20 protein-coding genes are annotated in these 25,275 nt (G+C 59.7%); 10 read left to right on the top strand and 10 right to left on the bottom strand.

Features of this window, described 5'->3' with window-relative positions:
• Window positions 1-162 precede the first annotated feature (162 nt).
• Window positions 163-810, bottom strand: coding sequence for an O-methyltransferase (locus ABRP98_RS01100; protein ID WP_349857082.1), 648 nt, complete (start codon window positions 808-810; stop codon window positions 163-165).
• 151 nt (window positions 811-961) lie between these two features.
• Here ABRP98_RS01100 and sigE point away from each other — a divergent pair, with 151 nt between their 5' ends.
• From sigE to ABRP98_RS01085, 3 genes are all read left to right on the top strand, one after another.
• On the top strand, window positions 962-1,591 hold the full coding sequence (sigE, locus tag ABRP98_RS01095) for an RNA polymerase sigma factor SigE (RefSeq protein WP_005280118.1): 630 nt from the start codon (window positions 962-964) through the stop codon (window positions 1,589-1,591).
• Window positions 1,592-1,655: 64 nt separating this feature from the next.
• Entirely contained in the window at window positions 1,656-2,132 is a 477-nt protein-coding gene (locus ABRP98_RS01090; protein WP_349857081.1) for an anti-sigma factor family protein, read from the top strand.
• A gap of 21 nt (window positions 2,133-2,153) precedes the next feature.
• Window positions 2,154-2,687: a twin-arginine translocase TatA/TatE family subunit gene (locus ABRP98_RS01085; protein ID WP_349857080.1), complete on the top strand. Its 534-nt coding sequence runs from the start codon at window positions 2,154-2,156 to the stop codon at window positions 2,685-2,687.
• A 12-nt stretch (window positions 2,688-2,699) separates the two neighbouring features.
• Here ABRP98_RS01085 and ABRP98_RS01080 read toward each other — a convergent pair whose 3' ends face one another.
• On the bottom strand, window positions 2,700-3,830 hold the full coding sequence (locus ABRP98_RS01080; protein ID WP_284769893.1) for an Mrp/NBP35 family ATP-binding protein: 1,131 nt from the start codon (window positions 3,828-3,830) through the stop codon (window positions 2,700-2,702).
• A gap of 123 nt (window positions 3,831-3,953) precedes the next feature.
• On the opposite strand from ABRP98_RS01080, the gene ABRP98_RS01075 reads away from it, so the two are divergent.
• Window positions 3,954-4,700, top strand: a complete 747-nt coding sequence (locus tag ABRP98_RS01075; RefSeq protein WP_284853497.1) for a hypothetical protein — start codon at window positions 3,954-3,956, stop codon at window positions 4,698-4,700.
• Window positions 4,701-5,071: 371 nt separating this feature from the next.
• On the opposite strand, the gene ABRP98_RS01070 is transcribed toward ABRP98_RS01075, so the two are convergent.
• Entirely contained in the window at window positions 5,072-8,827 is a 3,756-nt protein-coding gene (locus tag ABRP98_RS01070) for a multifunctional oxoglutarate decarboxylase/oxoglutarate dehydrogenase thiamine pyrophosphate-binding subunit/dihydrolipoyllysine-residue succinyltransferase subunit (protein WP_502878772.1), read from the bottom strand.
• Between the two features lie 163 nt (window positions 8,828-8,990).
• A complete protein-coding gene (locus ABRP98_RS01065) occupies window positions 8,991-9,728 on the bottom strand; it encodes a hypothetical protein (protein ID WP_284782515.1) in 738 nt (245 codons plus the stop codon).
• Between the two features lie 145 nt (window positions 9,729-9,873).
• Here ABRP98_RS01065 and ABRP98_RS01060 point away from each other — a divergent pair, with 145 nt between their 5' ends.
• Window positions 9,874-11,577: a carboxylesterase/lipase family protein gene (locus tag ABRP98_RS01060; RefSeq protein ID WP_349857078.1), complete on the top strand. Its 1,704-nt coding sequence runs from the start codon at window positions 9,874-9,876 to the stop codon at window positions 11,575-11,577.
• An 80-nt stretch (window positions 11,578-11,657) separates the two neighbouring features.
• Window positions 11,658-12,512, top strand: a complete 855-nt coding sequence (locus ABRP98_RS01055) for a DNA primase (RefSeq protein ID WP_349857130.1) — start codon at window positions 11,658-11,660, stop codon at window positions 12,510-12,512.
• 4 nt (window positions 12,513-12,516) lie between these two features.
• Here the strand turns inward: ABRP98_RS01055 and ABRP98_RS01050 are convergent, their stop codons facing one another.
• Window positions 12,517-13,029, bottom strand: a complete 513-nt coding sequence (locus tag ABRP98_RS01050) for a hypothetical protein (RefSeq protein ID WP_349857077.1) — start codon at window positions 13,027-13,029, stop codon at window positions 12,517-12,519.
• A 112-nt stretch (window positions 13,030-13,141) separates the two neighbouring features.
• Here ABRP98_RS01050 and ABRP98_RS01045 point away from each other — a divergent pair, with 112 nt between their 5' ends.
• On the top strand, window positions 13,142-14,377 hold the full coding sequence (locus ABRP98_RS01045; RefSeq protein ID WP_349857076.1) for an MFS transporter: 1,236 nt from the start codon (window positions 13,142-13,144) through the stop codon (window positions 14,375-14,377).
• A 263-nt stretch (window positions 14,378-14,640) separates the two neighbouring features.
• Here ABRP98_RS01045 and ABRP98_RS01040 read toward each other — a convergent pair whose 3' ends face one another.
• The 3 genes from ABRP98_RS01040 to ABRP98_RS01030 form a co-directional block, all read right to left on the bottom strand.
• Window positions 14,641-15,933, bottom strand: coding sequence for an Nramp family divalent metal transporter (locus ABRP98_RS01040; protein ID WP_349857075.1), 1,293 nt, complete (start codon window positions 15,931-15,933; stop codon window positions 14,641-14,643).
• Window positions 15,934-16,026: 93 nt separating this feature from the next.
• Complete coding sequence (locus ABRP98_RS01035; protein ID WP_349857074.1) at window positions 16,027-19,149, bottom strand: DUF3427 domain-containing protein; 3,123 nt, start codon at window positions 19,147-19,149, stop codon at window positions 16,027-16,029.
• Between the two features lie 12 nt (window positions 19,150-19,161).
• Window positions 19,162-19,548: a (deoxy)nucleoside triphosphate pyrophosphohydrolase gene (locus ABRP98_RS01030; protein ID WP_349857073.1), complete on the bottom strand. Its 387-nt coding sequence runs from the start codon at window positions 19,546-19,548 to the stop codon at window positions 19,162-19,164.
• A gap of 127 nt (window positions 19,549-19,675) precedes the next feature.
• On the opposite strand from ABRP98_RS01030, the gene ABRP98_RS01025 reads away from it, so the two are divergent.
• Complete coding sequence (locus ABRP98_RS01025) at window positions 19,676-21,022, top strand: YjiH family protein (RefSeq protein WP_349857072.1); 1,347 nt, start codon at window positions 19,676-19,678, stop codon at window positions 21,020-21,022.
• Between the two features lie 3 nt (window positions 21,023-21,025).
• On the opposite strand, the gene hutG is transcribed toward ABRP98_RS01025, so the two are convergent.
• A complete protein-coding gene (gene hutG, locus ABRP98_RS01020; protein WP_349857071.1) occupies window positions 21,026-21,964 on the bottom strand; it encodes a formimidoylglutamase in 939 nt (312 codons plus the stop codon).
• 62 nt (window positions 21,965-22,026) lie between these two features.
• Between hutG and ABRP98_RS01015 the strand changes: the two genes are divergently transcribed.
• Window positions 22,027-22,770, top strand: coding sequence for an IclR family transcriptional regulator (locus tag ABRP98_RS01015; protein WP_349838835.1), 744 nt, complete (start codon window positions 22,027-22,029; stop codon window positions 22,768-22,770).
• Between the two features lie 74 nt (window positions 22,771-22,844).
• A complete protein-coding gene (gene hutH, locus ABRP98_RS01010) occupies window positions 22,845-24,395 on the top strand; it encodes a histidine ammonia-lyase (protein WP_349857070.1) in 1,551 nt (516 codons plus the stop codon).
• On the opposite strand, the gene ABRP98_RS01005 is transcribed toward hutH, so the two are convergent.
• Window positions 24,376-25,176, bottom strand: coding sequence for an SGNH/GDSL hydrolase family protein (locus ABRP98_RS01005; RefSeq protein WP_349857069.1), 801 nt, complete (start codon window positions 25,174-25,176; stop codon window positions 24,376-24,378). The two genes, hutH and ABRP98_RS01005, sit on opposite strands and share 20 nt — an antisense overlap.
• Between the last annotated feature and the right edge of the window lie 99 nt (window positions 25,177-25,275).

The raw sequence follows: 25,275 nt of genomic DNA, 5'->3' as shown, positions 1-25,275 counted from the left end.
GGGTGGCAGCCACGCCAGGGAGGAAACTCGTTGACCTGCCACGCGGTGGTTTCGCCGCCGTGCGCGGGCGAGGACTTTATGGGGCAGTGTCCGGCTGTCATGTACACCCAGAATACGGATATCTTTTAGCGCGTGCAGGGCCCTCGCTTGCCGATGCCCCCTCTAAAGCTTCGTTACCAATGTCAGCCCCGAACCCAGTGGGAGCCGGGTTACGGTGGCGCCTTCGAGCTCGCGGAGGTATTCATCGGCCTCGCGCGCGGCGGCGGTATCGCGGTCAGTGCGGGAGGTGTCGGCGACGGTGCCATCGAGAAGCGCATTGGCGAGCACGAGTGTGCCGTGCTGGTGCAGCAGGGGCCAGGCGGCCTTGATGAGGGCTGGGAGGTCGAGGGCGGCGACGTCCGCGTAAATGACCTGGTAGGCCTCGGTGGCCAGGCGCCCGAGCACGTCGAGGGGGCGCGAGGGGAGGAAGCGACCGCGGGTGGGGGTGTAGCCGGCCTCGCGAAAAGCGGCCTTGGCGCTGCGCTGGTGCTCGGCCTCAGGGTCGATGCACGTGAGGATGCCGTTGTCTGGCATGCCCGCGAACAGGTAGAGACCGACGACGGAGGCGGCAGGGGTAATCGCCACGGCCTGGGGGCGGTCTACCACGCCGGAGGAGGTTGCCGTCAGCGTGGTGAGAAGCTGACCGGTGGATTCATCCGGGACGGGCAGGCCGTATTCCTCGGCGTGGTCGCGGGCTCCGCGGAGAGCCGCCGAAGGCTCACTGGTGGAATCGATATAGGAGCGCAGTGCGTCATATGCGGTAGTAGTCACGATTAAGACAATAGGTAAAGTTGCGCGCTAGGGTGGCAAAAACGCGCCTAGCCAGCGAAATTGTGGTCTGTGGGAAGTATGTGACGGACTCACAGGATATTATCAGCGCAGCAGCTGGAGTTTCCGCGCCGAGTATAGAAAAATGACACCCATGACAGAAACGAAGCGCGATGCCGAGTCCGTTGCCTCCACCGATCCGAACGTGGAGTTGACCGGTACCGCGGCGTTCGATGCTGGGGAAGCCACGATGCCTTCGTGGGCCGAATTGGTGGCAGAGCACGCCGATGGCGTGTACCGCTTGGCCTACCGTTTATCCGGTGACCAGCAGGATGCCGAGGATCTCACCCAAGAGACCTTCATGCGTGTCTTCCGCTCTTTGGATAAGTACCAACCGGGTACCTTTGGCGGCTGGCTGCACCGCATCACCACGAACCTCTTTTTGGATATGGTGCGCCACCGCTCCAAGATCCGCATGGAGTCCCTGCCTGAGGACTATGAGCGCGTTCCGGGTACGGATATGACCCCGGAGCAGGCCTATACCGTGGCCAACCTGGATCCCGTACTGCAGTCCGCGCTGGATAGCCTGGCGCCGGATTTCCGTGTCGCCGTGGTTCTGTGTGATATCGAAGGCATGAGCTATGACGAAATCGCCGAAACCCTCGGCGTGAAAATGGGCACGGTGCGCTCACGCATCCACCGCGGCCGCTCCCAACTGCGTGCGGCGCTGGAAAAAGAGGCACAGACCAATGCGGAAGCGCGCATCTTGTTGCGCACGCGCTAGAATCGAATCGTTAGCTCCCCTGCCGCGTAGCAGGGGGATTAAGTGTGAGTAATCCGGCTGTGGCATGAACGTGAGGAGGGTGTCGATGGACTCACTGCGCGGACCCCGCACCCTCTCCAGGCTCAGCGTGCGGGGTGACTTTACCCCCGCGCAGGCGAAGGCCCGGGATAAGGCAAAGGCGCGGGCGCGGCGCAGCGATTCCATCGGCCACCTCGGCCCAGAGGCCGTCGTTGCCTTCGTGGACGGGGAGATGGAGCCCAAAGCCATGCACCGCGTGCGCATCCACCTGGTCCACTGCGCGGAATGCCGCGCCGACGTGCACCACCAGCGCCATGCCTCCGAGTGGGTGCGCCACTGCAGTGATGATTCCGCGGTGAAGGCCCCACAGTCCTTATTGGCCAAACTGGCGGGAATGGCTACAGAGGGTGTGGCGCCGGGCCCCGATGCGTCGACCCCGGCGCACCGGCCGGAGCAGGATTTCCTGGATAAAGTCGAGACGGTGGTACGCGCGATTAAACACAATCAGCGCGGACAGAACTAAACGGAGGGCGAGGATTTAACCGTGTTTTCTTCCATTGGCTGGCCCGAGATTATTGTCATTGTCCTCCTCGGCATCGTCATCATCGGTCCAGAGCGCATGCCGGAGGTCATCAAGGACGTGCGCGCGGCCATCTACGCCGCCCGCAAGGCCATCAATAATGCGAAGGCCGAGCTCAACGGCGAGATGGGGTCCATCTCCGCGGAATTCGACGATATCCGCGGCCCGCTCAACCAAGCTGCACAGTGGACGCGGTTAGGCCCGAAGGGTGCTATTACCAAGGCGCTTTTCGATGGCGATGATTCCGCCTGGGACGACTTCAATCCCCAGAAGATGGCCGAAGATATCAAATCCGGCACCGCGCCGAAAGAACCCGAACAGCGCGCGCAAGACAACAATGGTGCTGCCCGGCCCACCTTTAACTATTCCGAGGTATACGGCGACACCACCGAAACCCCCCAGCAGCCGGCGCAGCGGCCGCCCCAGCAACAACAAAAGCCGCAGCGCGGTGGGGAAGATTCCACCGGCGGCGGCTCTGAGTGGAGCGACGTTACCTAATACAACGCGCTCTTAGTTCACGCCCAGGTTGAGGCTCTTGCCCACGAGGGAATCGGAGCGGATGGCGAGCTTATCAGCAACTGCCCTGATTTCCTTTGCGGCAGGGGAGTCGGGTGCTTCGAGCACGATGGGTGTGCCGGCATCGCTATTCGAGCGCAGGGACGGATCCAGCGGTACGGAGGCCAGCAGCGGCACCTCGTGGCCCAGGATGACGCCGAGGCGGTCTGCGACGATCTGGCCGCCGCCTTCACCAAAGACGTCCATGGTGGAGCCATCCGGCATGACCATGGCGCTCATGTTCTCAATCACGCCGGCCACGCGCTGGCGCGTTTGCTGGGAGATGGAACCGGCGCGCTCGGCTACCTCTGCCGCAGCGGCCTGCGGCGTGGTGACGATGAGCAGCTCCGCATTCGGGATGAGCTGCGCAACGGACAGCGCCACATCGCCGGTACCCGGTGGCAGGTCGAGGAGGAGGACATCGAGATCGCCCCAGAATACGTCCGCCAAGAACTGCTGCAGCGCGCGGTGGAGCATAGGCCCGCGCCAGACGACGGGCGCGTTACCCTCCACAAACTGCCCGATCGAGATGTGCTTAATGCCGTGGGAGATGGGTGGCAGTAGCATTTCATCATCAAGCACGGTGGGGCCGTCGGTTGAGCCGAGCAGGCTGGGCACGGAGTGGCCGTAAATATCGGCATCGACAATGCCGACCTTCAGGCCCTTATCCACCAGCGCTGCGGCAAGGTTGACGGTCATCGAGGACTTGCCGACGCCACCCTTACCCGACGCCACCGCAAATACGCGGGTCGTCGAATCGGGCTTCGCAAAGGGAATCTCGGGTTCGGCCTGGCCGCCGCGTAGCTTTTGCTTCAGCTCGCGGCGTTGCTCATCGCTCATCGCGTCCATGGTCACGGTGACCTTGCCAACGCCGTCGATATCCTCGACCGCGGCACGGGTATTGGTCTCGATGGTGGACTTCATGGGGCAGCCCGCGATGGTCAGATAAATGCCAACGGTGACGTCGTTTCCTTCGATATCGACCGATTTCACCATATTGAGTTCGGTGATGGGGCGGCCGATTTCTGGATCCTGTACGTGGGAAAGAGCCTCGCGTACGGCTGATTCGGTAATAGAGCTAGACATAACTCTTGCCATCTTAGTCACGGCGCTACCTCAGGTAAACACGCCTGCACGGTAGACTCTGTGGGACGTTTAAATCCATCCGTTTGTATCGGTGAACTAGAACAATTAGAAGGAGCACCCTCAGTGAAGCGCAGCCCCGCCCGTCGATATGCCCGCGCTACTGTTACCGCGGTGGTAGGCGCTGCGCTGCTTGCAGGCTGCTCAGACAAGGTCGAGACCAGCCCCGCTGCGGCACAATCCGAACCGGAACAGGTGCAGATCGTCGTTGACCCTGCAGAAACAGATCAGCTCATCTTAGGCGAGGTATTCCGGCAGTCGCTCTTGGAGGAAGGACGCATAGCCGAGCTGAAGAAAGAAGAAACCTTCAAAACACATGGAGGCAAGGGCAGTTCCCTAAACCCGGAAGGCAATTTTTACGTTGGGTGCACCGGCAGCTTTTTAAGCCACTTTAATCCCGGTGAGGCGCGCGATATCTCGGCGGAATATAAAAAGGCAGAAGAAGACAGTGAGCCGGGCGGGGAGGACTTCCTAGCCCGCACCCATATTGCACTCATGTCTACCTTGCCCACTCAACTTGCCACCGTCGAGCCCTCCGGCGCTCACGGTTGTGAGGATGCGCAACCAGAGCTGCCAGAAAACTTCGTGGTCATCTATAGCGATAGCCTCTTTGACCGCGAAGAAGAAAAATCCGTCGCCGCGGTCACCAAATTCATCACGCAAAAAGATATCTCTGACATGGTGGAGGCGATAGAGGAAGGCGAAGAGCTGAAGAAGGTCGTCCACGAATGGATGGAAGCCTCCGGAATGGACATTGTCAATGAAGAAAGCGATTCCGGCTCCTCCGGCGGCTCGGATCTGAGCAGTTCCTAAGGTATCGGTGCGGTTCGTTCTACCCACCACCCGCCCTTCGCGCTCACCGGCAGGCGCGCTTTAGCATGCGTTCGGCCTCTTCGTGATCGCGAAGGGTGGGGTAGGCGAACCGGCGAATCTAATCGTCGCACCATTTCTGCGATAGCTGCACCGCACCCCTTGGCGCTCACGGGCGGTGCTTGCCGATGCCCCTCCACCTCGCCGGTGAGCGCGAAGGGCGGGTAGGCGGCTGGCTGGAAGCGAACCTAGCGAGGCGAAGGCAACAGCGTCCATGAAATAGCATTAAGCATGAAAATGCCCCAGTGAGGAAATAACCTCACTGGGGCATTCAGCGCTGTAGCGCTAGGTGCGGCTTCGGCGATTAAAAGCGATTAAACGTCGAAGGCCTCTTCAAGCAGGTTCTTCTGCTCAATCTGGTGCACCTTGGCGTTACCCGTAGCCGTAGAGGACTGGGCGCGGCGGGAAACGCGGACCATTTCCGGCATATCCGGAATGAGGTTGCGCAGGTGCTCGTTGTAGAACGGCCATGGGCCTTGGTTGGCGGGCTCGTCCTGTACGAACCGGACCTGGGTGGCGTTCGGGTACATCTCGAATGCTTCGCTCAGGCGGTTGAACGGAATCGGGTGGAGCATTTCCACGCGGACGATGGCGATGTCATCGCGGCCGTCGGCCTCGCGCTTCTTCTCCAAGTCCCAGTAGAGCTTGCCGGAGACCAGCATGATGGTCTTAACCTTGTCCGTATCGCCGACCTTCTTGTTATTGACGTCCACGAAGTGGGGGTCATTGATAACAGAGCGGAACTTCTTGACCTCGGTGAACTCCTCAACGGAGGAGGTAGCGGCCTTGTTGCGCAGCATGGACTTCGGGGTGAAGACGACCAGCGGGCGCTTCATTTCACCCAAAGCCTGGCGGCGCAGCAAGTGGAAGTGGTTAGCCGGGGTGGACGGCTGAGCCACGGTCATGGAACCTTCCGCACACAGCTGCAGATAGCGCTCGATGCGGGCGGAGGAGTGGTCCGGGCCCTGGCCTTCGTAGCCGTGCGGCAGGAGGAGAACCAGGCTTGACAGCTGGCCCCACTTGGCCTCACCGGAAGAGAGGTACTCATCGATGATGGTCTGGGCACCGTTGGCGAAGTCACCGAACTGAGCCTCCCACGCCACGAGGGCGTCGGGGTTACCCACGGTGTAGCCGTATTCGAAGCCCATGCCGGCGAACTCGGTAAGCGCGGAGTTGTAGACCATGAACTTACCGCCGTTGTCCTTGGACACAGCCAGGGAGTTGAGCGGGTTGTACTCGTTGCTATTGCGGTGATCGAAGGTCACGGCGTGGCGCTGGGTGAAGGTACCGCGGCGGGAATCCTCACCGGCCAGGCGCACGACCTTGCCCTGGTTAGCCAAGGAACCGAAGGCGAGCAGCTCGCCCCAGCCCCAGTCGATGCCGCCTTCGCGAACAGACTTCGCACGGTCCTTGGCCACCTTGGCCACGCGCTTGTGGTACTCGAAGTCCTCGGGTGGGTTGCCGTAGGCATCGCCAAGCTCGACCATCTCTTCAGCGGTGATGGAGGTATCCAGGCCGCGGGTGAGATCCTGCGAGGAGGTAATACCGGTCTGTTCCTTGGGGCCGGCCTTTTCGGCTTCCTTGTGCTCGGTGAATACTGACTCCATCTGGTCGTGGAAGTCGCGTGCCGCTGCCTCGGCGTCCTCGGCAGACAGGTCGCCACGGCCGATGAGCTCGTTGGTGTAGTGCTCGCGCACAGGCTCGTGGTTCTCAATGACCGAGTACAGCTGCGGCTGGGTCATGGATGGGTCATCGGCCTCGTTGTGGCCGCGCAGACGGTAGACCACGAGGTCAATGAAGACGTCCTTGCCAAACTGGCGGCGGTATTCTGCGGCCATCTGGCCAACCCAGACAACGGCCTCTGGGTCATCACCGTTGACGTGGAAGACCGGGCAGTCAAAGCCCTTGGCCAAGTCGGTGACGTAGTGGGTGGAACGGCCGGAATCCGGGGTGGTGGTAAAGCCCACCTGGTTGTTGACCACGATGTGGATGGTACCGCCGTTGGTAAAGCCGCGCAGCTGGGACAGGTTGATGGTCTCCTGTACGACGCCGAGGCCGGTGAAGGATGCATCGCCGTGGAGCATGACGGGAACGACGGAGTAGCCGTCCTTGCCCTTGTCCAAGATGTCTTGCTTGGCGCGGGCGATGCCCTCCATGACTGGGTCCACAGCCTCGAGGTGGGACGGGTTGGCTGCAAGGGTGACCTTGATTTCACCATCGCCGAACATCTGCAGGTGCTCGCCCTCGGAGCCCAAGTGGTACTTCACGTCACCAGAGCCGCCGAGCTGGCCGCCCTTGTAGTTGCCGTCGAACTCGCCGAAGATATCTGCCAGCGGCTTGCCCACGATATTGAACAGCACATTCAGACGGCCGCGGTGCGGCATGCCCATGACAACCTCGTCGAGGCCCTGGCCCGCAGCGGTATCGATGATGGAATCCAAAAGCGGGATAAGGGTTTCAGAGCCCTCGAGGGAGAAGCGCTTCTGGCCCACGTACTTGGTCTGCAGGAAGTTCTCGAATGCCTCGGCGGCGTTGACCTTCTGCAGGATGTACTTCTGCTCGGCATTGGTCGGCTTTGGCATGCCGGCCTCGAGGCGGTCCTGCATCCAGCTGCGCTCGTCGCGGTCCAGGATGTGGGTGTATTCGGAGCCGACCTTCAGGGTATAAGCAGCGCGCAAGCGGGAAAGCACCTCGCGCAAGGTCATCTGTTCCTTGCCGCCGAAGCCGCCGACGTTGAAGACGCGGTCCAAGTCCCAGATGGTCAGGCCGTGCGTAGCGATGTCGAGGTCGCGGTGATCCGGGCTAGGCAGGCCGGGCTGGGACCAGCCGAGCGGGTTGACATCGGCAAGCAAGTGCCCGCGGGAGCGGTAGGATTCGATGAGCTGCATGACGCGGGTGTTCTTATCCACGCCAGAGTTGGGGATGTCCTGTGCCCAACGGAAGGGCTCATAAGGAACGCCCATGGACTCGAAGAGCTCGTCCCAGAAGGCGTCATCAACAATGAGCTTGCCGATGGTGCGCAGGAACTCGCCGGACTCTGCACCCTGGATAACGCGGTGGTCATAGGTGGAGGTCAAGGTGACCAGGCGGCCGACGCCCAAGTCAGCCAAGCGGTCAGCGGAAGCGCCGGCGAATTCTGCCGGGTAATCCATGGAACCAACGCCGATAATGGAGCCTGCCCCCTTGGTCAGGCGAGCAATGGAGTGGCGGGTGCCGATGCCGCCTGGGTTGGTCAGGTTAATGGTGACCCCAGAGAAGTCATCCATGGTGAGCTTGTTCTTACGGGAACGGGTAACGATGTCCTCGTAAGCCTCAATGAACTCGGCGAAAGACTTGGTCTCGCACTCCTTGATGGCGGCGACCACGAGGGCGCGGGAGCCATCCTTCTGCGGGAGGTCGATGGCCAGGCCCAGGTTGATGTGCTCAGGCTGGACGACGAAGGGCTTGCCGTCCTTTTCCTCGTAGCGCACGTTCATGCCAGGGTGCAGCTGCACGGCCTTGACCATGGCGTAGCCAATAATGTGGGTAAAGGAGATCTTGCCACCGCGGGTGCGCTTCAGGTGGTCATTGATCATGGAGCGGTTTTCCCACATGAGCTTGACCGGTATATCGCGCACGGTGGTAGCGGTAGGAATCTCGAGGGATTCTTCCATGTTCTTAGCAATCGCCTTAAACATGCCCTTGAGCTGGCGCTCGTCGCCGCCCTTATAATCTTCTAGGTCATTCAGCGGAGACTGCGCATTCTTGCCCGCAGAATGCTTCGCCTTCGCGGACTTTTCCTTGGCCTTAGATACAGACTCTTTCACGTTGGTATCGCGGGCCTCTTGCTTGCGGGCGGTGGTAGTGCCTTCGGTCTTCTTGGCCGAGGACTTAGACTCTGCCTGCGCCTTCTTTGGCTGTGGCTTAGATGCTTGAGAAGGAGCCTCAGCTTCTGGCTGCGCCTTGGGCGCGCCGTTTGCTTCGAAATAGTCGCGCCACTCCTTGTCTACGGAGCTAGGATCCTTGGAGTACTGCTGGAACTGCTCGTCTATCAGCCACGCATTCGGGCCGAAGATGCTCGATGTGCTCACGGCAGGTTTTCGCCTCATTTCTCTGCTTTAAAATGGTCGTTTATTCGACTTTAGTCCGGACTTTGTACGAGCGCATTTATCACCCGCCAAAGTGTCTGCCTATATGATACGGGCCAATCCCTCACCTTCACTATGTCAGGGGTACTGAATTCGCTCTAAACGATCATTGGGTACCCGCCTCAGTGTGGGAAAGAGGGGAGAGCTGGTGGCGGGCGTGTTCGATGACCTGATTGGCCAGCTTGCGATTGGCCTTCGTGCCAATGACCGCGCCGATGCCCATAGGCATGAGCTTGCCCACCCATGCCCACTTCATGCGCTTGGTGATTTGCTTGGTAAATACCTTGGTCAGGCGGCCATTGATGCCAGATAGCGTGGGACCGGAAAAGCGGGAGAGGGAGGCTACGGAACGCGCCCCCGTGACCGTGCCGAGGTCCCCCACGAAAGTATCAACCACCGCGGAACCCTTCGAGCCAGTCAGTACCACCAGCACCAGGGCGCGGCGGCGCTCGGGCGAGGAGATATCGTCGCCGCGCAGGTACGCGGACGCCAGGATGTACCACGCAGCGGCTTCAAGAAAGACCACGGATTCCGCACCAATGGTGGCAGCACCCGTAAATAGCCCGATGCCGGGCACGGATGCGGAGGCACCAGCGGCCGCGCCCGTGCCGGTAGTGATATTGATGAAGTGCTTGTTAATAAAGCCCTGCAACTCTTGGTCAGTTGCATCCGGGTGATGCTTCTTTAGGTTCTTGACGTATTTGGAAATAACACCAGATTGCACGGATACGGCGCGGTCCAAAGAGTTCAGCAGAGCCTTGGTAAATCGGCCGCTGTGCTCTGGATCGATGTCATATGTGTCAGTAGCTGCGTCATCTGGGGCGGACTTTTTAAATATGGACATGCCTTCTCCCACACCAATCCTTAATTTGTTGGGGCAGTAGTATTAATTGATTTTTTTACCTAGCATAGCCCTGGCCTTGAAAGAAGGGGGCGCGCATGTGCGATTCGGATCGCCACCGGCGTGCAATCTACCTAAGGTAGGGAGTATGCCTTACCCGCAGGATGGTCAACGCGACAGTGGGGACTCTTATTCCGAAGAGTCCACCGCTGCCGCGCGCTTGCGGGCCATGCGCGCACACGAGCGCGCCCGTCAGGCCCACGAGCGGGCACAGAATGCCTACGCGGATGAGCTCACGGTGCGCACGACCTCCGGCTGGCTGCGCGGGGTCATCGAAGAAGACCTGCGAGTAGATCGCCCCATTAGCGCCGGGCCAGTGCGCACGTGGCGCGGCATTCCCTTCGGCGCCTCCACGGCCGGCGAGAACCGCTTCCGCGCCCCGCGCCCGGCACCTCGCTGGAACGGCGTGCGCGATTGCAGCCAATTCGGGCCGATCGCCCCACAGCCCACATACTCCTGGACCGACCGCATCGTCGGCTCCGAGGATTGCCTGTACCTCGACATCGTGCGCCCCCGCACAGAGGAAAAGCTGCCCGTCGTGGTGTATCTGCACGGCGGCAGCTTCATCATGGGCTCGTCCCACATGCTCATGCTGCGCGGGTTTGAGCTCGCCACCCGCATGAACGTGGTCTACGTATCCATCAACTTCCGCCTCAACGCCTTGGGATATCTCGATCTGCGCAGCCTTGGCGGCGAGTGCAGCGCTAACCCCGGCGTGGCGGATCAGATTCTGGCCCTTAATTGGGTGCGAGATAATATCGCTGCCTTTGGCGGTGACCCAGACTCCGTTACTCTCATGGGCGAATCCGCGGGTGGTGCCGCGGTGCTGGCGCTGATGACCAGCCCGCCGGCCGAGGGGCTCTTCCACCGCGCCATTGCCCAATCCCCACCGATTGCGCTGGTGCATTCCCGTGCCCAATCCACCTTGTGGGCCCGCGAACTTGCCCGCCGAGTGGGCCTGCCGCGTCGGGTGAGCGTGGATGATCTGCGCCAAGAAGACTGTGCGGATGTGGTGCGCTCCGGCCAATCCATGATGTGGCGCGCCGGCGAGCTACTGCACTTAAACTCCTGCTACGCGCCCACGGTGGACGGCGAACTTTTGCCCGAGCACCCTATCACCGCCTTTGAGCAGGGCCATCAACACAAAATTCCGTTGCTGATTGGCACGAATTCGGATGAAGCCAGCTTTGGCAAGTTCCTCTTTCAGCGCCAAAGCGCCCGGGAGCGCGCAGCCCTCCGGCTTTTGGCCTCCTATGATCCCCACCACGCCCCTGAGGTCGTGGCCGCCTATCGCGGCGCGGTCCGCAGGGAGGATTTTGCGCACTTGCTTGCCGATGCCCTCTTCTGGGCACCCTCCACCCGCATCGCCAGCGCCCACTCTGAAGTGGCCGATACCTGGATGTACCGCTTCGACTTCGCCTCTGCCGTCTTGAAGTGGCTGGGTTTAGGTGCCATGCACTCGATGGAGTTGGGCAATGTCTTTGGCGATCCCCAATCCTCGCGCGCCTCCCTGTTAACCGACTGGGGCTCGCGCGCTGAGATGGAGGAATTGACTTCCACCATGCAGGATCACTGGGCCGCGTTCATCCATGGCGGCAGCCCGAAGGCGCAGTGGCCGCGCTATGAGGGCGGTGAGCGCGCGACCATGATTTTTGACGAACAGGCCTATATCGTGCATGCCCCCAATGACGGTCGCCGCAAAGCGTGGGAGGATTACCACATGGTGGAGTGGGGAAGTGGGCGCCCAGAGCTCGTGCGCTCCCTTGGTTTCCAACCACACAGGCGGGATTAGCGGTAGAATCCAGAGTGACCGCGGGCGGCGTCTTGCCCACCGCGGAGACCTCTGCTTCCGAAGGATGGATTTTCACCACCATGAGCTTTTTCGAAGATATCGCTTCCGCATTGGACGCCGAGGGCATCGAGTCCCGCGTCAATGAAGACGTCATGTTCGTTCCAATCACCTCTGATTTGGAAATCCAGTTTGTTGAAATCGATCCTCTCTTGCCGGCGGCCAACGTGTACATCGCTGCCGCGGATGTGGATGAAGACGATGAAGAATTCGAGGCCGTCCTGGTCTCCGTTGCCTTTTCCGTCGAAGACGCCGTAGAAGCCGTCTCCCGCCACATCGCCACCGACCAGGTCGTTACCGTCCTCCGAGACCTCCTGGAAGGCACCGATGAGCGCATCGCGGAATTGGAGTTTGACCAGGATGAACTCAACCCGCACCTCGTGGTTGCGGAAGTAGGCAACGATTCTGAGCTACGTGTATTAGTGGAAACCATCGACGGGGTGCCCTCTGCTATCGTGCGCTTCCTCGCATTCGACTTCGATGAAGAAGATATGGAAGAGCTCGAAGATGAGGCCGTCACGGAGCTGTGGCAGGTGGATGAGGATGGCGAAGACCTCGATGAAAACGAGCGCCTTGCCCTCTTTGACAACACCGATTCTGATGACATCCCCATCGTGGAAGTCCCCGCTGAGGCCCTGGAACTAGGCACCTACACCGATTTCGACCGCCTCTTTGACGTGCTCGGATTGGTCTCGGAACAGGCTCTGGACTGGGAGGCCCAGCTCGTCAACTTTGATGAGGATGACTTCGAGGAACCAGACGTCTACGACATCTTCTGCGAAGACGCCGATGATGACGATGACGAGGACCTTGAGTTCTTCGACACCTTCACCGAAGACGACGACGCTGACGCTGACGACGAGGGCGACAACAACTAAGCCCCTAAGCCGCTTGCTGGAATCCCGCGAACAGGGATTCCGGCGAGCGTACGGGCTTAAAGGCGCTATCCACCAGCCACACGTAGGTGGCATTCGGCTCGCGAGAGATCTCGTGGACGGCGCCAGCTAATTCTGCGGGGACAAGCGTGCGCACCCATCCTTCCGCCGTGGCGGGATCGACGACCTGCCCAAAGTTGTCGGTGATGCGAATGGTGATGAGGTAGGCGGGGATGCGGCTTTCGCCGAACCCGCGGATCCGCGCCTTTACTCGTGCTCCCACGCGGTGGCGGGTAATGCTCATGCTGTAGTCCGCGCCGCCTGGTGTGGGTGGCAGTTGTTTTATGGGCGGGCGCCACGTCGGGGTGGGACGAGCCAAGGACCGCGGGTGGTGCATGATGGCGGAAATTGAGCTGACGGTCTCATAGTGGTGGTAGGCCAAGTCGGCGGCGATTTCCGTCGCCGTGGCGCTGGGTTGACTGGGTACTGTGTGCGAAAAGTTCTTATCTACGTTGTGCATGGCACTCACTCTAAACCGCATGGCCGACACGAGTTCGAATAATACAAACACATGTTCGAAAAAGTAGCTTAAATAGCTTTCAGACCTTCAAAGGCATAAGGTTGCACGTGCTATGAAGAGTGCTAATGCCGAACCGGCGCCCTACGAAAAGCCCAAGGTGCCGCGGGAAATCTGGGTGATGGTAACGGCGGCGTTCATTATCGCCTTAGGTTATGGCCTTATCGCACCGCTTTTGCCGCAGTTCGTGGTCAGCTTCGATGTTTCGATGGCCGCCGCCGGCCTGGTGGTATCCATCTTCGCCGCCTCCCGGCTGATCTTCGCGCCCGTGTCTGGTTCGTTGGTGGACCGCGTCGGCTCGCGCCGCGTCTACCTGGTGGGGCTGATGACCGTGGCCGTGACCACGGGCTTGGTCGCCATTGCCCAGGAGTATTGGCACATCGTGGTGCTGCGCGCATTGGCGGGGCTTGGCTCGACCATGTTTACCGTCTCCGCGATGGGCCTTATCGTGCGCCTGTCTCCACCCTCGATTCGCGGTAAATGTTCTGCCACCTATGCCACGGCATTCCTGCTGGGCAATGTCGCCGGCCCTGTCCTCGGCGCCAGCCTGTCCTTCCTGGGCTTCCGCTGGCCATTTTTCATCTACGGCATCGGCGTGATGCTCGCTGCTTTCGTTGTCTGGTGGCAGATGCCGCGGGTCAACCACTCCCAAACCACCACCTCGGAACTGCCGCCCATGCGCCTGCAGGAAGCTTGGAGCGATACTGCCTTCCGCGCGGTGCTGACCTCCAACTTCGCCCACGGGTGGATCAATATGGGCGTGCGTGTGTCCGTCCTGCCGCTTTTCGCCGCCGCCATTTTCCACAATGGCGCCGCAGCCTCGGGCTTGGCCCTCGCAGCCTTCGCCGCAGGCAATGCGATCATTCTTCAATTCTCCGGCCGGTGGTCCGATCTCCATGGCCGCAAACCACTTATCCTCATTGGCTTGGTGGGCTCCGCCATCTTCATGGTGCTCATGGGCCTAGCCACCAGCGTGTGGTTCCTCTTGCTCGTATCCGCCCTTGCGGGTGCAGCATCGGGTCTAATCAATCCTTCCCAGACCGCCGCGGTGGCAGACATCGTGGGCAACGAGCGCTCCGGCGGCAAGGTATTGTCGGCCTTCCAGATGGCAGGAGACTTCGGCCAGATCGTGGGCCCCATGCTCATTGGGCTGCTTGCCGATGTCTATGGCTTCCCCGCAGCCTTCACCGTCTGCGGTGCCATTGCCATTTTCGGCATCATTGCCTGGCTCTTCGGGCGCGAGCCCCGCGAGGAGTCCACGGTGGAAGTAGAGCGGATGCCGAAAAAATAGTTGACGGCAACCGCTCTGTGCCGGCTAAGTTATGCGCGTGTGGATGACTTAAACGCGCGCTTTCTTGATGCAGTCAATAACGCCTTGATTATTTGGGTACGGCTGCATAATTCAGACATATTTGTGGGCCGTGCCTGGTGGATCGAAGAAAATACTTGGGTACTCCGCCGCCTAGAGGATGGTACGCGCCGGCACATTTTGCCCCGAGAGGTGGAGAGCTTAAGGGTGATCGGCGCGTACCTCGAAGATTACGAGCAACAGGACTAGAAGAGCCCTGCGACTTGGGACACGCACAGGTAGACAAAGGCTGCCGAAATGATGCCCATCAAGGTGTTGATGAACCAACCATTGCGCCATTCTTTCGGGGTGTGCTTGGTATTAAGCAGTACCAGGAGCGTAAGGCCCAGGAACGGCATGAAGAATGCGCCCAAGACACCGTAGCCAATGATTAATCCGGTGGGCTTGCCCAGCAGTAGGAGAAGCATCGGTGGGAAGGTCAACCAGATGAGGTAAGCGCGGTAGTACTTACCGCCCGTGCTGGTGCTGGGGTGGCCTTGTGGGAGGTTCTTCAAGTGGCCAACGTAGTCCGCGAACATGAGGGACACACCGTTCCACACGCCTAAGCAGGAAGAGAATGCGGCAGAGAAGAATCCGACGATGAACCACTTAGAAATAAAGGTTCCGTAGCGGGCCTCCAGCACGTCCGCCATGTCCACCAAGCCCTGGTCATTATCGGAGACAGCGACATTAGCGCTGTACAAAAGCTCGGCACCAAGGACAAGCGTAGCCAGGACGAAGATACCGGTGACGGCATAGGCCACCGAGTTATCCATGCGCATGACCTTCATCCACTTGGGCGTGAACCATTTCTTTTCTCGCAGCCAGTAGCCATAGGCAGCAAGGGTAATCGTGCCGCCGACACCACCGGCGATGGAGAGCACGTAGACGAAAGAACCATCCGGGATGGTGGGGACAAGGCCGCGCAGAATCTCTGGCAAATTGGGCGCGGTAATTGCGGCGATGCCCACCACAGTGACAAACATGATGCCAACCAAGATGGCGGCCAGTTTTTCAAAGAGCTGGTATTGCCCCAGCCACGTAAGGACAAAGCACAACACGCCGGTCAGGATGGCCCACATAGTCAAGCTAGTACCGGGGAAGAGTGCGCTTAACGCCAAGCCGGTGCCGGACATGGCGGCGGCGCCATAAACCAACCCCCAGATGACGATGTAGGGCGCGAAATACCACGAGGTCCAGCGTCCTAGCTCCCGCCAACCGTGGAACATGGTGTTTCCAGTGGCCAAGCTGTAGCGGCCGACGCCTTCCACCAGCACGATTTTCATAATCGTACCGACAATGACGGCCCACAACAGTGCGTAGCCGTAGCGCTGGCCGGCAATCATGGTTGCTACCAAGTCAGCTGCACCGACGCCGGTGGCCGCGGCGACCAAACCCGGACCAACGAGGGTCCATTTCACCTTTGCTTGTGGCTCAGAGTCGTGTGTCTGTTGGCCTGCGGCGGAAGTTGCGCCGGTGTGGTTATCTGATTGGCTCATGACACTTCCTTAAGTGGCTGTGGTGTGAATCACTTAAGGGAAATGTATCACTCTTGGTGGGTAAAGTGCAGCCTAATTATTCAACCATGCGTGCTAAGCGACGGTCCGACCGGCAGCATACAGAGCCTTTGGCATGGTTCTTTGGAGCTTCCATTGAAACTGAATGGGCTTTTCTCCGTGGTGGGAAACATAATCCACAGCGCCTAAAAATGTATAGGCGCTCGCGGTGCCCACTGAGTTCTTCTTAGTGAAGCGAGATGCGATAAAAATCCTCCCGCCGAGCTCCTCGTGCTGAATATAACGGCGTGCGGCCTTCGATTTTAAAGTTGTAGTAGATTGCGACTCCCAGTGGAGAAGATCCGGTGAAATCGGGTAATCACGGTAATTCGTGGTAGCGCTCACCTGATCGTCTTTTTGGAAGGTCACCAAGAACAAGTCCATGTTCATATCAGGGAAGTATTTCACTCCCTCGCGCGGAAGGCTGACTAGTTTTTCTAATTCTCCGGCTTGCAGGGCACCCACTAATTCTGCCAAGGAGTAATCGGCGTGGGTTTCCAAAACGGTGTCGTCGCTCGGCTGTGGGATAATACGCGAAGCATCATTTTGTAGCAGCATGACCTGCTCGAGTTCCCAAATAACTCGTGGGTGCTCCCGCAATATTCCCAGCGCCTCGTCAAAAGATGACGGGCTGGGTGCATTGGAATTAGCCCAAAACCCCAAGACCAGCATCCGTGCAAAGGCCTGATCAGTGGGCGTCATATCGCCGAATTGCGAGGTAGCGGATTTTAGGATTCGAAGATAGGCCTCAATGCGCGTCGTATCATTGACATGAAGGAAAACTTTAATCCGGTTGAGTAAGAAGCTTTCCATCTCATCGTCACGTGGCTCGAGGAGGCCTTCCTCGCGTAGTAGGCGGGTCCAGGAGTATTTGTTGGGGCGGTAAATATCCTCCAAATCGAGGTTTGCCTCGTCGAGGAAATCCTTGAGATCGGTGGTTCTTATTTCTGCTACCAGCGCACGCACTTTCCGCAAGTTGCTCCGTGCCGTCTTCTTTACGTTGCTGAGAACCTGTTCCGTCGTCGACTCATCGAATTGGATATGCGTTCCCGGCGGCGTGGTGGGAAAGCCCTGCTCTATCTCGGTTCGTAGACGTTTCCCGCGTTTTCTCGTTAACGCATTGAGTTTACGTTCAAAATCGTATTCAACATGCTGTTGGCCAATGAAATCGAATACGGTACAAGAATCCTTTCCGGGAGCAAGGCGAAGACCGCGGCCAAGCTGTTGCAGGAAGATAACCGGGCTCTGGGTCGGCCGGAGTAGGAGCAGCGTATTAACCGCAGGGATGTCGACGCCCTCATTGAAAATATCAACGGAGAAGAGAGCCTTGATGGCGCCGGTTTCTAGCTGTTTAATGGCTTCCGCGCGTTCAGAGGAAGTCAGTTTACTCGTCACCGCTTGAGCCGGAATGCCAAATTGCTGAAATTGCTGCGCCATGTGCTCTGCGTGGGCGATGGAAACACAAAAGCCGATCGCCTTCATCTCAGAAAGATCGAAAATCCGTTTATCCAGTTCATTCAGAATGAATCGCGTCCGCTTTTCACCAGACTTGATATAGAACTCTGATAGCTCGATGGTGTTGTAATCTTTCTTTCCTCTGTTCCACGTGAGTGAGGAAAGATCCGTGCCGTCTGCGATTCCGTAATAGTGCATTGGAACCAACAGCTGGAGGCGCAAGGCATCCCAGAGGCGTAGTTCATGGGCAATGCGGTAGTCGAAATATTGTTGGACATTTTTGCCATCACCGCGCTCTGGTGTTGCGGTCAGTCCAAGTAATTCGTCTGGTTCAAAATGACTTAGAAGTGCGTTATAGGTTGGTGCTTCGGCATGGTGAAATTCATCGATGACCACAACATCGAATTGATCGGGCGCGAGCTTTTCCAATCGGGTGGAATTAAGCGACTGAACGCTCGCAAAGACGAAGTCCCAGCGCCGTGGCTCGGTGCCATCGACAAGCAACTCGCCAAAGTCGGCATCCTTAAGTACCTCGCGGTACGTACGGCGCGCCTGGTGAAGAATTTCCTTGCGGTGTGCGACGAAGAGTAAGCGAGGACGACGCTTCCACTGCCGGCAAAGATTAAGGTAATCCAGGGCGGCGACGACGGTCTTGCCAGTGCCTGTGGCTGCAACGAGTAGATTTTTGTGGCGATCCTTTACCTCACGTTCGGACCGCAGTGCCTCGAGCATTTCTTCTTGATAAGGGTAGGGAGTAACTTCCAGGCCAGAAAGCTCTAATTGGCGCAACGCTTGTGGGGACTCCGCGCCTTTGGCGATGCGCAGGGATTCCTGCAGGCGATCCATGTCCCGCGCCGGATCAAAAGTTTTGAAGTGGCTATCGTGCCAGTAGCTGTCAAAGGTTTTCATAAACTTTTCAATGACCTCAGGCGTCGCCGTAGCAGAGCCGCGCACATTCCACTCCCAGCCATCGATAAGAGCAGACCGCGAAAGATTCGAGCTTCCAATAAAGGCAGTGTCGAAACCAGAATTTCGTCGGAAGAGCCATGCTTTGGCATGCAGGCGTGTGGATTTATGCTCATAACAAATCTTCACATCGGCGCGATATTTTTCTACCAGGCGTTTAAGGGCCGCCGCATCGGAAGCCCCACAGTAAGTAGAGGTTAATAGGCGGAATGGAATCTGGTTGTCGCGCAGGAACTGCAACTGCTGGTCAAGGACACTGATTCCGGAGCTTTTGATGAAGGCACACAGCAAGTCGACGGAATCGGCTGTCTTTATCTCCCGCTCAACCTCGCTGGTTAGGCTGGCGTCGCCCTGGGCATTAGTAAAAAGCGCGCTCTTAGTCAGCGATACATCCGGAAGCAGCGGAGGTTCGGCTAAAGAAGTGTTGTAGACGGCGTAGAGGAGTTGCTCGGTATCAATATCTTCGTCCTCGCCAAGTAACCCAGCGATTGTATTGATAAGGGCTACTCGGTCTGCTGAGGATTTAAGCCCCATGAGGCGTTGCTCTAGTAAATCGCCGATGTGTTGAGACATGGCCGAGGTATAGCGCCCGCGAGCGCTATCATCTGTGCCGTTTCCTACCCCGAATCCCGCCGATGGGTGTCGACTTTGCGTTTCCTCCATTCGCTCACGAATGCGCGAGGTCACCGGGGTTTCATAAACGCCGAAGGGGAGCGAGGAATCCAAGGAATGACTCATAGCTACAAGATTCTAAGGGCAAAGCTTTTCCACGGCTGGAATATCCGCTGGCGCCCAGGTCAGCTCCATTGCTCCTGCGGGGGTAACCCATTTGGTTGCGTCGTGATCGCTCAGGCGAAGCTCGCCGCTGATAAGTGTGCAATAAAAGGTGGTTAGTTCGATGGTGGCAAAGTCGTACTCGTAGGTGGTTGTCGTGAGCTTGGTGCCTACGTGCGCGATGAGGTTGAGTTCCTCGCGAATTTCGCGAGCTAAAGCCTGTTCGGGTGTCTCGCCCGGTTCGATTTTTCCGCCTGGAAATTCCCAATGTCCTTCTAGGGGTTTTCCGGGCTTCTTGCGGCAGGCGAGGAATCGGTTGCCATCGTGAAAGACGGCACCGACGACGCGGATGGGGTTAGACATAGTTCCATTGTGCCTTGAGCTAGGAAACGCTAGACAATAACGTGTTATTTAGATAACATAATCGCAATGTTCGCGTCAGGCTGTCTCGCGGGCTTGATCATCATGCAAGCTTGAGGGGCGGTCTATCGTGACTTCTACTGATTCAGTTAATTCCTCCATCCAGAGCCATGACGGGGAAGTCCCGCGGCCTGGGGGACGGTGGAAACTCTTTGTTTATAGCGCCATTGGCGCGTTCGTGTTCTTCTTTCCTGTGACGTATAAGGAAAAGAACTCCATTCCTTTGGACCACATGGTCACCATCGTGCGCGATAGCATTCCGGCGGTGGTGCCGTGGCTTATTTTTGCGCTCGCCGTGTATGGAACGGTGCGTAGCTTTAGTACGGGGGCGTTTAAGGAAAGCGCGCTGCAGGCGGTCTTTGCGGTCCTCAATATCGCCGGTGCCATCATTTCCTTCCTCATGGTTATTGACGCGCTGCCGTGGGTTTTAGGTGATGAGGATTTGGTTCCCTTCTTGTGGAACTCTATTGCCACGCCGGTGGGGCTTATCGTGCCCATCGGCGGTACCTTCCTGGCATTTCTTATCGGCTTTGGGCTTTTGGAATTTGTTGGGGTGCTGATGCAGCCCATCATGCGCCCGCTGTGGAAGACGCCGGGGCGCTCCGCCATCGATGCGGTGGCATCCTTTGTCGGTTCGTATTCGCTGGGCATTTTGGTCACGGACCGCGTCTATCAAAAGGGCGGTTATACCGGCAGAGAGGCTGCCGTTATTGCCACGGGATTCTCCACGGTATCGGCGGCGTTTATGGTTATCGTGGCTAAGCAGCTGGATTTGATGAATATCTGGGGCACGTACTTCGCCGTCACGCTGCTGGTGACGTGCCTGGTTACGGCCATTACCGTGCGCCTCCCGCCGCTGCGGACGATTCCGGATGAATACTGCGAGGATGCAGAGCCAGACCCGGAAAAGCCGGTGGAAGGATCGCGCTTTAAGAATGCGTGGCGCGAGGCGATGCTGGCTCTGCAGCGTGCGCCGTCGCTGCCGCAGGCCATTTGGGATAATCTGCGCGATGGCGTGCGTATGGCCGCGGCGATCGTTCCGTCCATTATGTCGGTAGGCCTTATTGGCTTGCTGCTTGCGCGGTTTACCCCGATTTTTGAATGGATTGGGTACCTGTTTTATCCGTTTGCTTGGATAGTGCAGCTGCCGGAGCCAGCACTCGGTGGCAAGGCCGCGGCGATGGGCATTGCGGAGATGTTCCTGCCCGCCACCGCGGTGGCAGGCAGTGACTCCATGGTGCTGAAATTCGTCATCGGGGTCGTGGCGGTCTCTGCCATCATCTTCTTCTCGGCCCTGGTGCCGTGCATTTTGGCCACCAAGATTCCGGTAAAGCTATCCCACCTGGTCATCATCTGGTTTGAGCGCGTTGCTCTCACCATCGTGATTGCGACCCCGATTGCGCACCTCCTGTTCTGAGTATTACTGCCCGCTTACCGCAGTGAGGTGAGCGTTAACGATGTCATCGATAAGCCGCGCCGCCGCCTTGGCGGTGCGGTTGTCTATGTCGTAGGTGGGGTTGAGCTCGACGACATCGACAAGCGCGAGCTTGCCCGTGGCCGCGATGGCGACCGCCAGGGCGCGGATGCGCTCGTAGGCAACGCCGAGGCTAGCCGGGGCGGATACACCCGGCGCGGTGGAGGCGGGAAGCACATCCAGGTCGATGGATAGGTGGACCTTGTCCGCACTGGCGGTGGCCTGGGTGGCGAGCGTGCCGCATTCGGCCGGGGCGAGGTTGAGCAGCTCCTCATCCAGGGTGTAATTGACGCCGAGCTTATCGGCATCGTTGAAGAGCACCGCGGTGTTATTGGGGCGGGAAATACCGAAGACGGTGTAGTCAAAGTCATCGGTGAGCTGGGAAATCTGGGTAAAGGGCGTGCCGGAGGTGGCGTGGTCCGCGTGGCGGAGATCGAAGTGGGCGTCCAAGTTGATGATCGGGGTGGCACCGCGCGCGCGGAACAGGCCGCGGTGGGAGCCGAAGGCGGTTTCGTGCCCGCCGCCCAAGATAATCGGCAGGGTATCGACGCGGACGAGTTCTTCGACCTTGTCAGATAGCGCCTCGTGGGCGCCGTCGAGATCGTCGGCTTGGGTGGTGATGGTTCCGGCATCGGCAAGCGCGTGGCCGTGGTGGACCGCCAGGGAGCCAAGGGCTGTGCGCAGGGCGGCGGGGCCGGCGGCGGCACCCTGGCGGCCGCCATTGCGCAGCACGCCCTCATCGGAGGCAAAGCCCAGCAGGGTGACGGGCGCGGATTCGGCCTGGTTGATAACACTATGCCAGCGCGCGTGCTCGGCGCCGGGGCCATCGGAGCGGCCGGACCATTCGGGGGCGGGAGTAAAAAGTGGGGCTGATTCGGTATTCATAGTGCCGATACTAGAAGCATGCGGTGAATTTGTCTGTCACTGGCGGAATATAATTGGGCGCTGTGAGTGCTAACCGAGTCCCCGCCGCGCGCCATGCCCTGGACATCCTCAAGCTGCTATCTACTATCGATGTCCCGATTTCCGCCGCCCGCATCCAAGGTGAGCTCGGCCTACCGCGCTCGACCACGTACCACCTGCTCGCGGAGATGGTCGATGCCGGGTTCGTCGCCCACCTGCCCGAGCACAAGACCTACGGCTTGGGGCTGGCCGCGTACTCGATGGCCTCTGCGTATGTAACCCAGCAGCCGCTGGTGCGCATGGCTACGCGCGACCTAGAAGAATGCGCGCGGCTGGTAGGCGGATCCGGTCATCTTTCGCGCATGGCGGGCTCGGAGATTTTATACCTACAGGAAGTCCGCGCGCCGGGCGCTGCCTCGTTGGTTACGGAGGTCGGGGTGCGCCTGCAGGCGCATAAGACGGCCTCGGGCAGGGTGATGCTGGCACACCTGCCGGAATGGGAGGTCAAGGCCGCCTTCGATACCGCAGGCGGGGAAAATTTTGGTCTCCTTAAAAAGCAGCTGGACCGGGCCCTTGCGCGCGGATGGGACCAAGAGATAGAAGAAATCTCGCGGGGACAGGCCTCGGTAGCGGTGCCCATCCTGGACCACCTGGAGCGGCCCGCAGCAGCCATTGCGGTGACCTACCCCGTGTCCACGCCGGGCGATGGGGTGGACGCACTCATCGCGGCGCTGGGCCAGGCCGCGGAGAAAGTCGCGGGGAAAATGTATCGCCAGCGCGAAAAGTGAGGTAGCATGCGGGCTAGCGCGTTAGGCTGTGACGTGAGCTATATTTTGCTGCCCTAAAGACAATAGGAGTCATCATGCCTAATGCATACCCATCTACCGTTACCGTCGGCGTCGGAGCGCTGACCATTGAGGAAGTCGTTGCCGTTGCCCGTTACGGCGCCACGGTAGAAATCTCCGCCGAGGCCCTGGACGAGGTCGCCTCCACGCGTGACCGGGTCGAAGAACTGGCCCAAGACCCCACGCCGGTCTATGGCATCTCCACCGGTTTCGGCGCGCTTGCCCGCCGCCACATTCCAGAAAAAATGCGCGCGCAGCTGCAGCTATCCCTGGTGCGCTCCCACGCGGCCGGCACCGGCCCTGAGGTGGAAGAAGAAGTCATTCGCGCGCTCATGCTGCTGCGCCTATCCACCTTGTGCACCGGCCGTACTGGCGTGCGCCCCGTGGTAGTAGAAACCTACGCCAAGGCCCTTAACGCCGGCATCGTGCCGGTGGTGCGCGAATACGGTTCGTTGGGCTGCTCCGGCGACTTGGCCCCGCTGGCCCACTGCGCCCTAGCGCTCTTGGGCGAGGGCGAGGTCCGCGTAGACGGCGAGCTCAAGGACGCCGGCGAGGCCCTTGCCGCCGCAGGCATCGAGCCGCTGGAGCTGCGGGAGAAGGAGGGCCTTGCCCTTATCAATGGCACCGATGGCATGCTGGGCCAGCTCTGCCTGGCCATTACTGACCTGCGCGCGGCCGCCAAGACCGCCGATATCGCCACCGCCATGACGGTAGAAGGACTGCTGGGCACCCTCGTGGTCTTTGCCGATGACCTGCAGCAGCTGCGCCCGCACCCAGGCCAAGCCGATTCTGCCGCCAATATCCGCCAGGTGGCAGACGGCTCCGAAATCCTCGCCGCAGCGCTGGAGGAGTTCAAGAAGAACCAGGTCCAGGATGCCTACTCGGTGCGTTGCGCGCCGCAGGTGGCCGGCGGTTTCCGCGATACCTTGGCGCACACCGCGCAGGTAGCAGAGCGCGAGCTCGCCGCCGCCGTTGATAATCCGGTCGTGGCCAAGGACGGCCGCGTGGTCTCCAACGGCAACTTCCACGGCGCCCCGGTGGCCTATGCGCTTGATTTCCTCTCCATCGTCACCGCGGACTTGGCGTCCATTTCTGAGCGCCGCACCGACCGCTTCCTTGATCCGGCCCGCAACCGCGGCTTGAACGCCTTTCTTGCCGATGACCCCGGTGTCGACTCCGGCCACATGATCGCCCAATACGCCCAGGCTGGCATCGTCAGCGAATTAAAGCGCCTGGCCACCCCGGCCTCGGCCGATTCCATTCCTTCCTCTGCCATGCAGGAAGACCACGTGTCCATGGGTTGGTCCGCCGCCCGCAAGCTGCGCAAGGCCGTCGATGGCCTGCAGTGCGTGCTGGCAGTGGAGATCCTCACCGCGGCGCGCGCCATCGACATGCGCGAGGGCACGCCCGCTGGCGGCACCGGCGCGGTCATCTCCGCCCTGCGCGAGACCGTTCCTGGCCCCGGCACCGACCGCTACCTCTCGCCAGAAATCGAGGAGACCGTGCGCCTAGTCAAGTCTGGCGCGCTGATCGATGCCGTCGAGGCCGCTACGAGCGAGCTGCGCTAACCGCCTCGGCCATCGCCACCTGGCCCGCGTGGGTGGGGTGCATGGGGAAGGAATCGGTATCCTGCCCCGTAAAGTCCACCCACGGCTCATCCGAGCAAGCGGAGTGTTGCGGGGCATCGTCAGGCAGCACGTAGGTGCCGCCGTTGCGTTCGGCGGCCTCGCGTACCGCTTTGTTGATGCGCTGGATGGTATCTGCCAACCACTCCCGGTCTGTGGCCGGGATTTTTTCTATAAAGGGGCATGCCTCGCCGGGGTTGATGAGGGGAATATAGCCGGTGGCAATGACTTGTGCCTCAGGCGAGCGGTGGGCGATTTCCCTGTAGACCTTGTCCAGCCGTTGGGGCAGATCCTGTAGCTCCAATTCGATCTGTGGGCCCGATTCGGCCTGGCATAAATCGTCCGTGGCGCATTGGGTCAGGCGCACAAAGCTGGCATCGTTGCCGCCGATGCTCAGGGAGACGAGGGACGTATCCGCAGCCAATGCATCCACCTGAGCTGGATGCTCGCCCGCGGAGGATAAAACATCCAGCGTGCTCGCGCCCTGGCAGGTGACGTTGCGGAAAGAACTCGTGGTGATCTTCTCCGCGGCGAGCTCCGGATAGGAATCTTGGGCGCGGGCGCAGGAATCGGGCGGATCGAGCGGGAGTGTCGTCGACCCCATAGCTGCGTAGGAATCCCCGAGGGCCACATAGTTTTCTGGTTCTTCCGGGGCTTCCTGCGGCTGCGAGGAGCATCCTGCCAGCAGGCAGGCGGCGGCGAGGGCGGGCAATACGTGGCGCATGAATGCCATCGTAGCCGCAGAGTCTGAAATGCCAGACAGTTGGTGACTGAGCAAGCTCTAAATACGTTGTGCATCACACTAAATTGATATCTGTGACGC

This window comes from Corynebacterium sp. KPL2838, from assembly GCF_040225455.1.
Classification (GTDB): Bacteria; Actinomycetota; Actinomycetes; order Mycobacteriales; family Mycobacteriaceae; genus Corynebacterium; species Corynebacterium rhinophilum.
This window is presented reverse-complemented; position numbering and strand designations above follow the sequence as displayed.

Bases quoted from the DNA above. Each gene is read 5' to 3' on its own strand.
- sigE (WP_005280118.1), top strand. From the start codon at position 962: ATGACAGAAACGAAGCGCGATGCCGAGTCCGTTGCCTCCACCGATCCG.
- ABRP98_RS01090 (WP_349857081.1), top strand. From the start codon at position 1,656: ATGAACGTGAGGAGGGTGTCGATGGACTCACTGCGCGGACCCCGCACC.
- ABRP98_RS01080 (WP_284769893.1), bottom strand. From the start codon at position 3,830: ATGTCTAGCTCTATTACCGAATCAGCCGTACGCGAGGCTCTTTCCCAC.
- ABRP98_RS01065 (WP_284782515.1), bottom strand. From the start codon at position 9,728: ATGTCCATATTTAAAAAGTCCGCCCCAGATGACGCAGCTACTGACACA.
- ABRP98_RS01060 (WP_349857078.1), top strand. From the start codon at position 9,874: ATGCCTTACCCGCAGGATGGTCAACGCGACAGTGGGGACTCTTATTCC.
- ABRP98_RS01055 (WP_349857130.1), top strand. From the start codon at position 11,658: ATGAGCTTTTTCGAAGATATCGCTTCCGCATTGGACGCCGAGGGCATC.
- ABRP98_RS01050 (WP_349857077.1), bottom strand. From the start codon at position 13,029: ATGCACAACGTAGATAAGAACTTTTCGCACACAGTACCCAGTCAACCC.
- ABRP98_RS01045 (WP_349857076.1), top strand. From the start codon at position 13,142: ATGAAGAGTGCTAATGCCGAACCGGCGCCCTACGAAAAGCCCAAGGTG.
- ABRP98_RS01040 (WP_349857075.1), bottom strand. From the start codon at position 15,933: ATGAGCCAATCAGATAACCACACCGGCGCAACTTCCGCCGCAGGCCAA.
- ABRP98_RS01035 (WP_349857074.1), bottom strand. From the start codon at position 19,149: ATGAGTCATTCCTTGGATTCCTCGCTCCCCTTCGGCGTTTATGAAACC.
- ABRP98_RS01030 (WP_349857073.1), bottom strand. From the start codon at position 19,548: ATGTCTAACCCCATCCGCGTCGTCGGTGCCGTCTTTCACGATGGCAAC.
- hutG (WP_349857071.1), bottom strand. From the start codon at position 21,964: ATGAATACCGAATCAGCCCCACTTTTTACTCCCGCCCCCGAATGGTCC.
- hutH (WP_349857070.1), top strand. From the start codon at position 22,845: ATGCCTAATGCATACCCATCTACCGTTACCGTCGGCGTCGGAGCGCTG.
- ABRP98_RS01005 (WP_349857069.1), bottom strand. From the start codon at position 25,176: ATGCGCCACGTATTGCCCGCCCTCGCCGCCGCCTGCCTGCTGGCAGGA.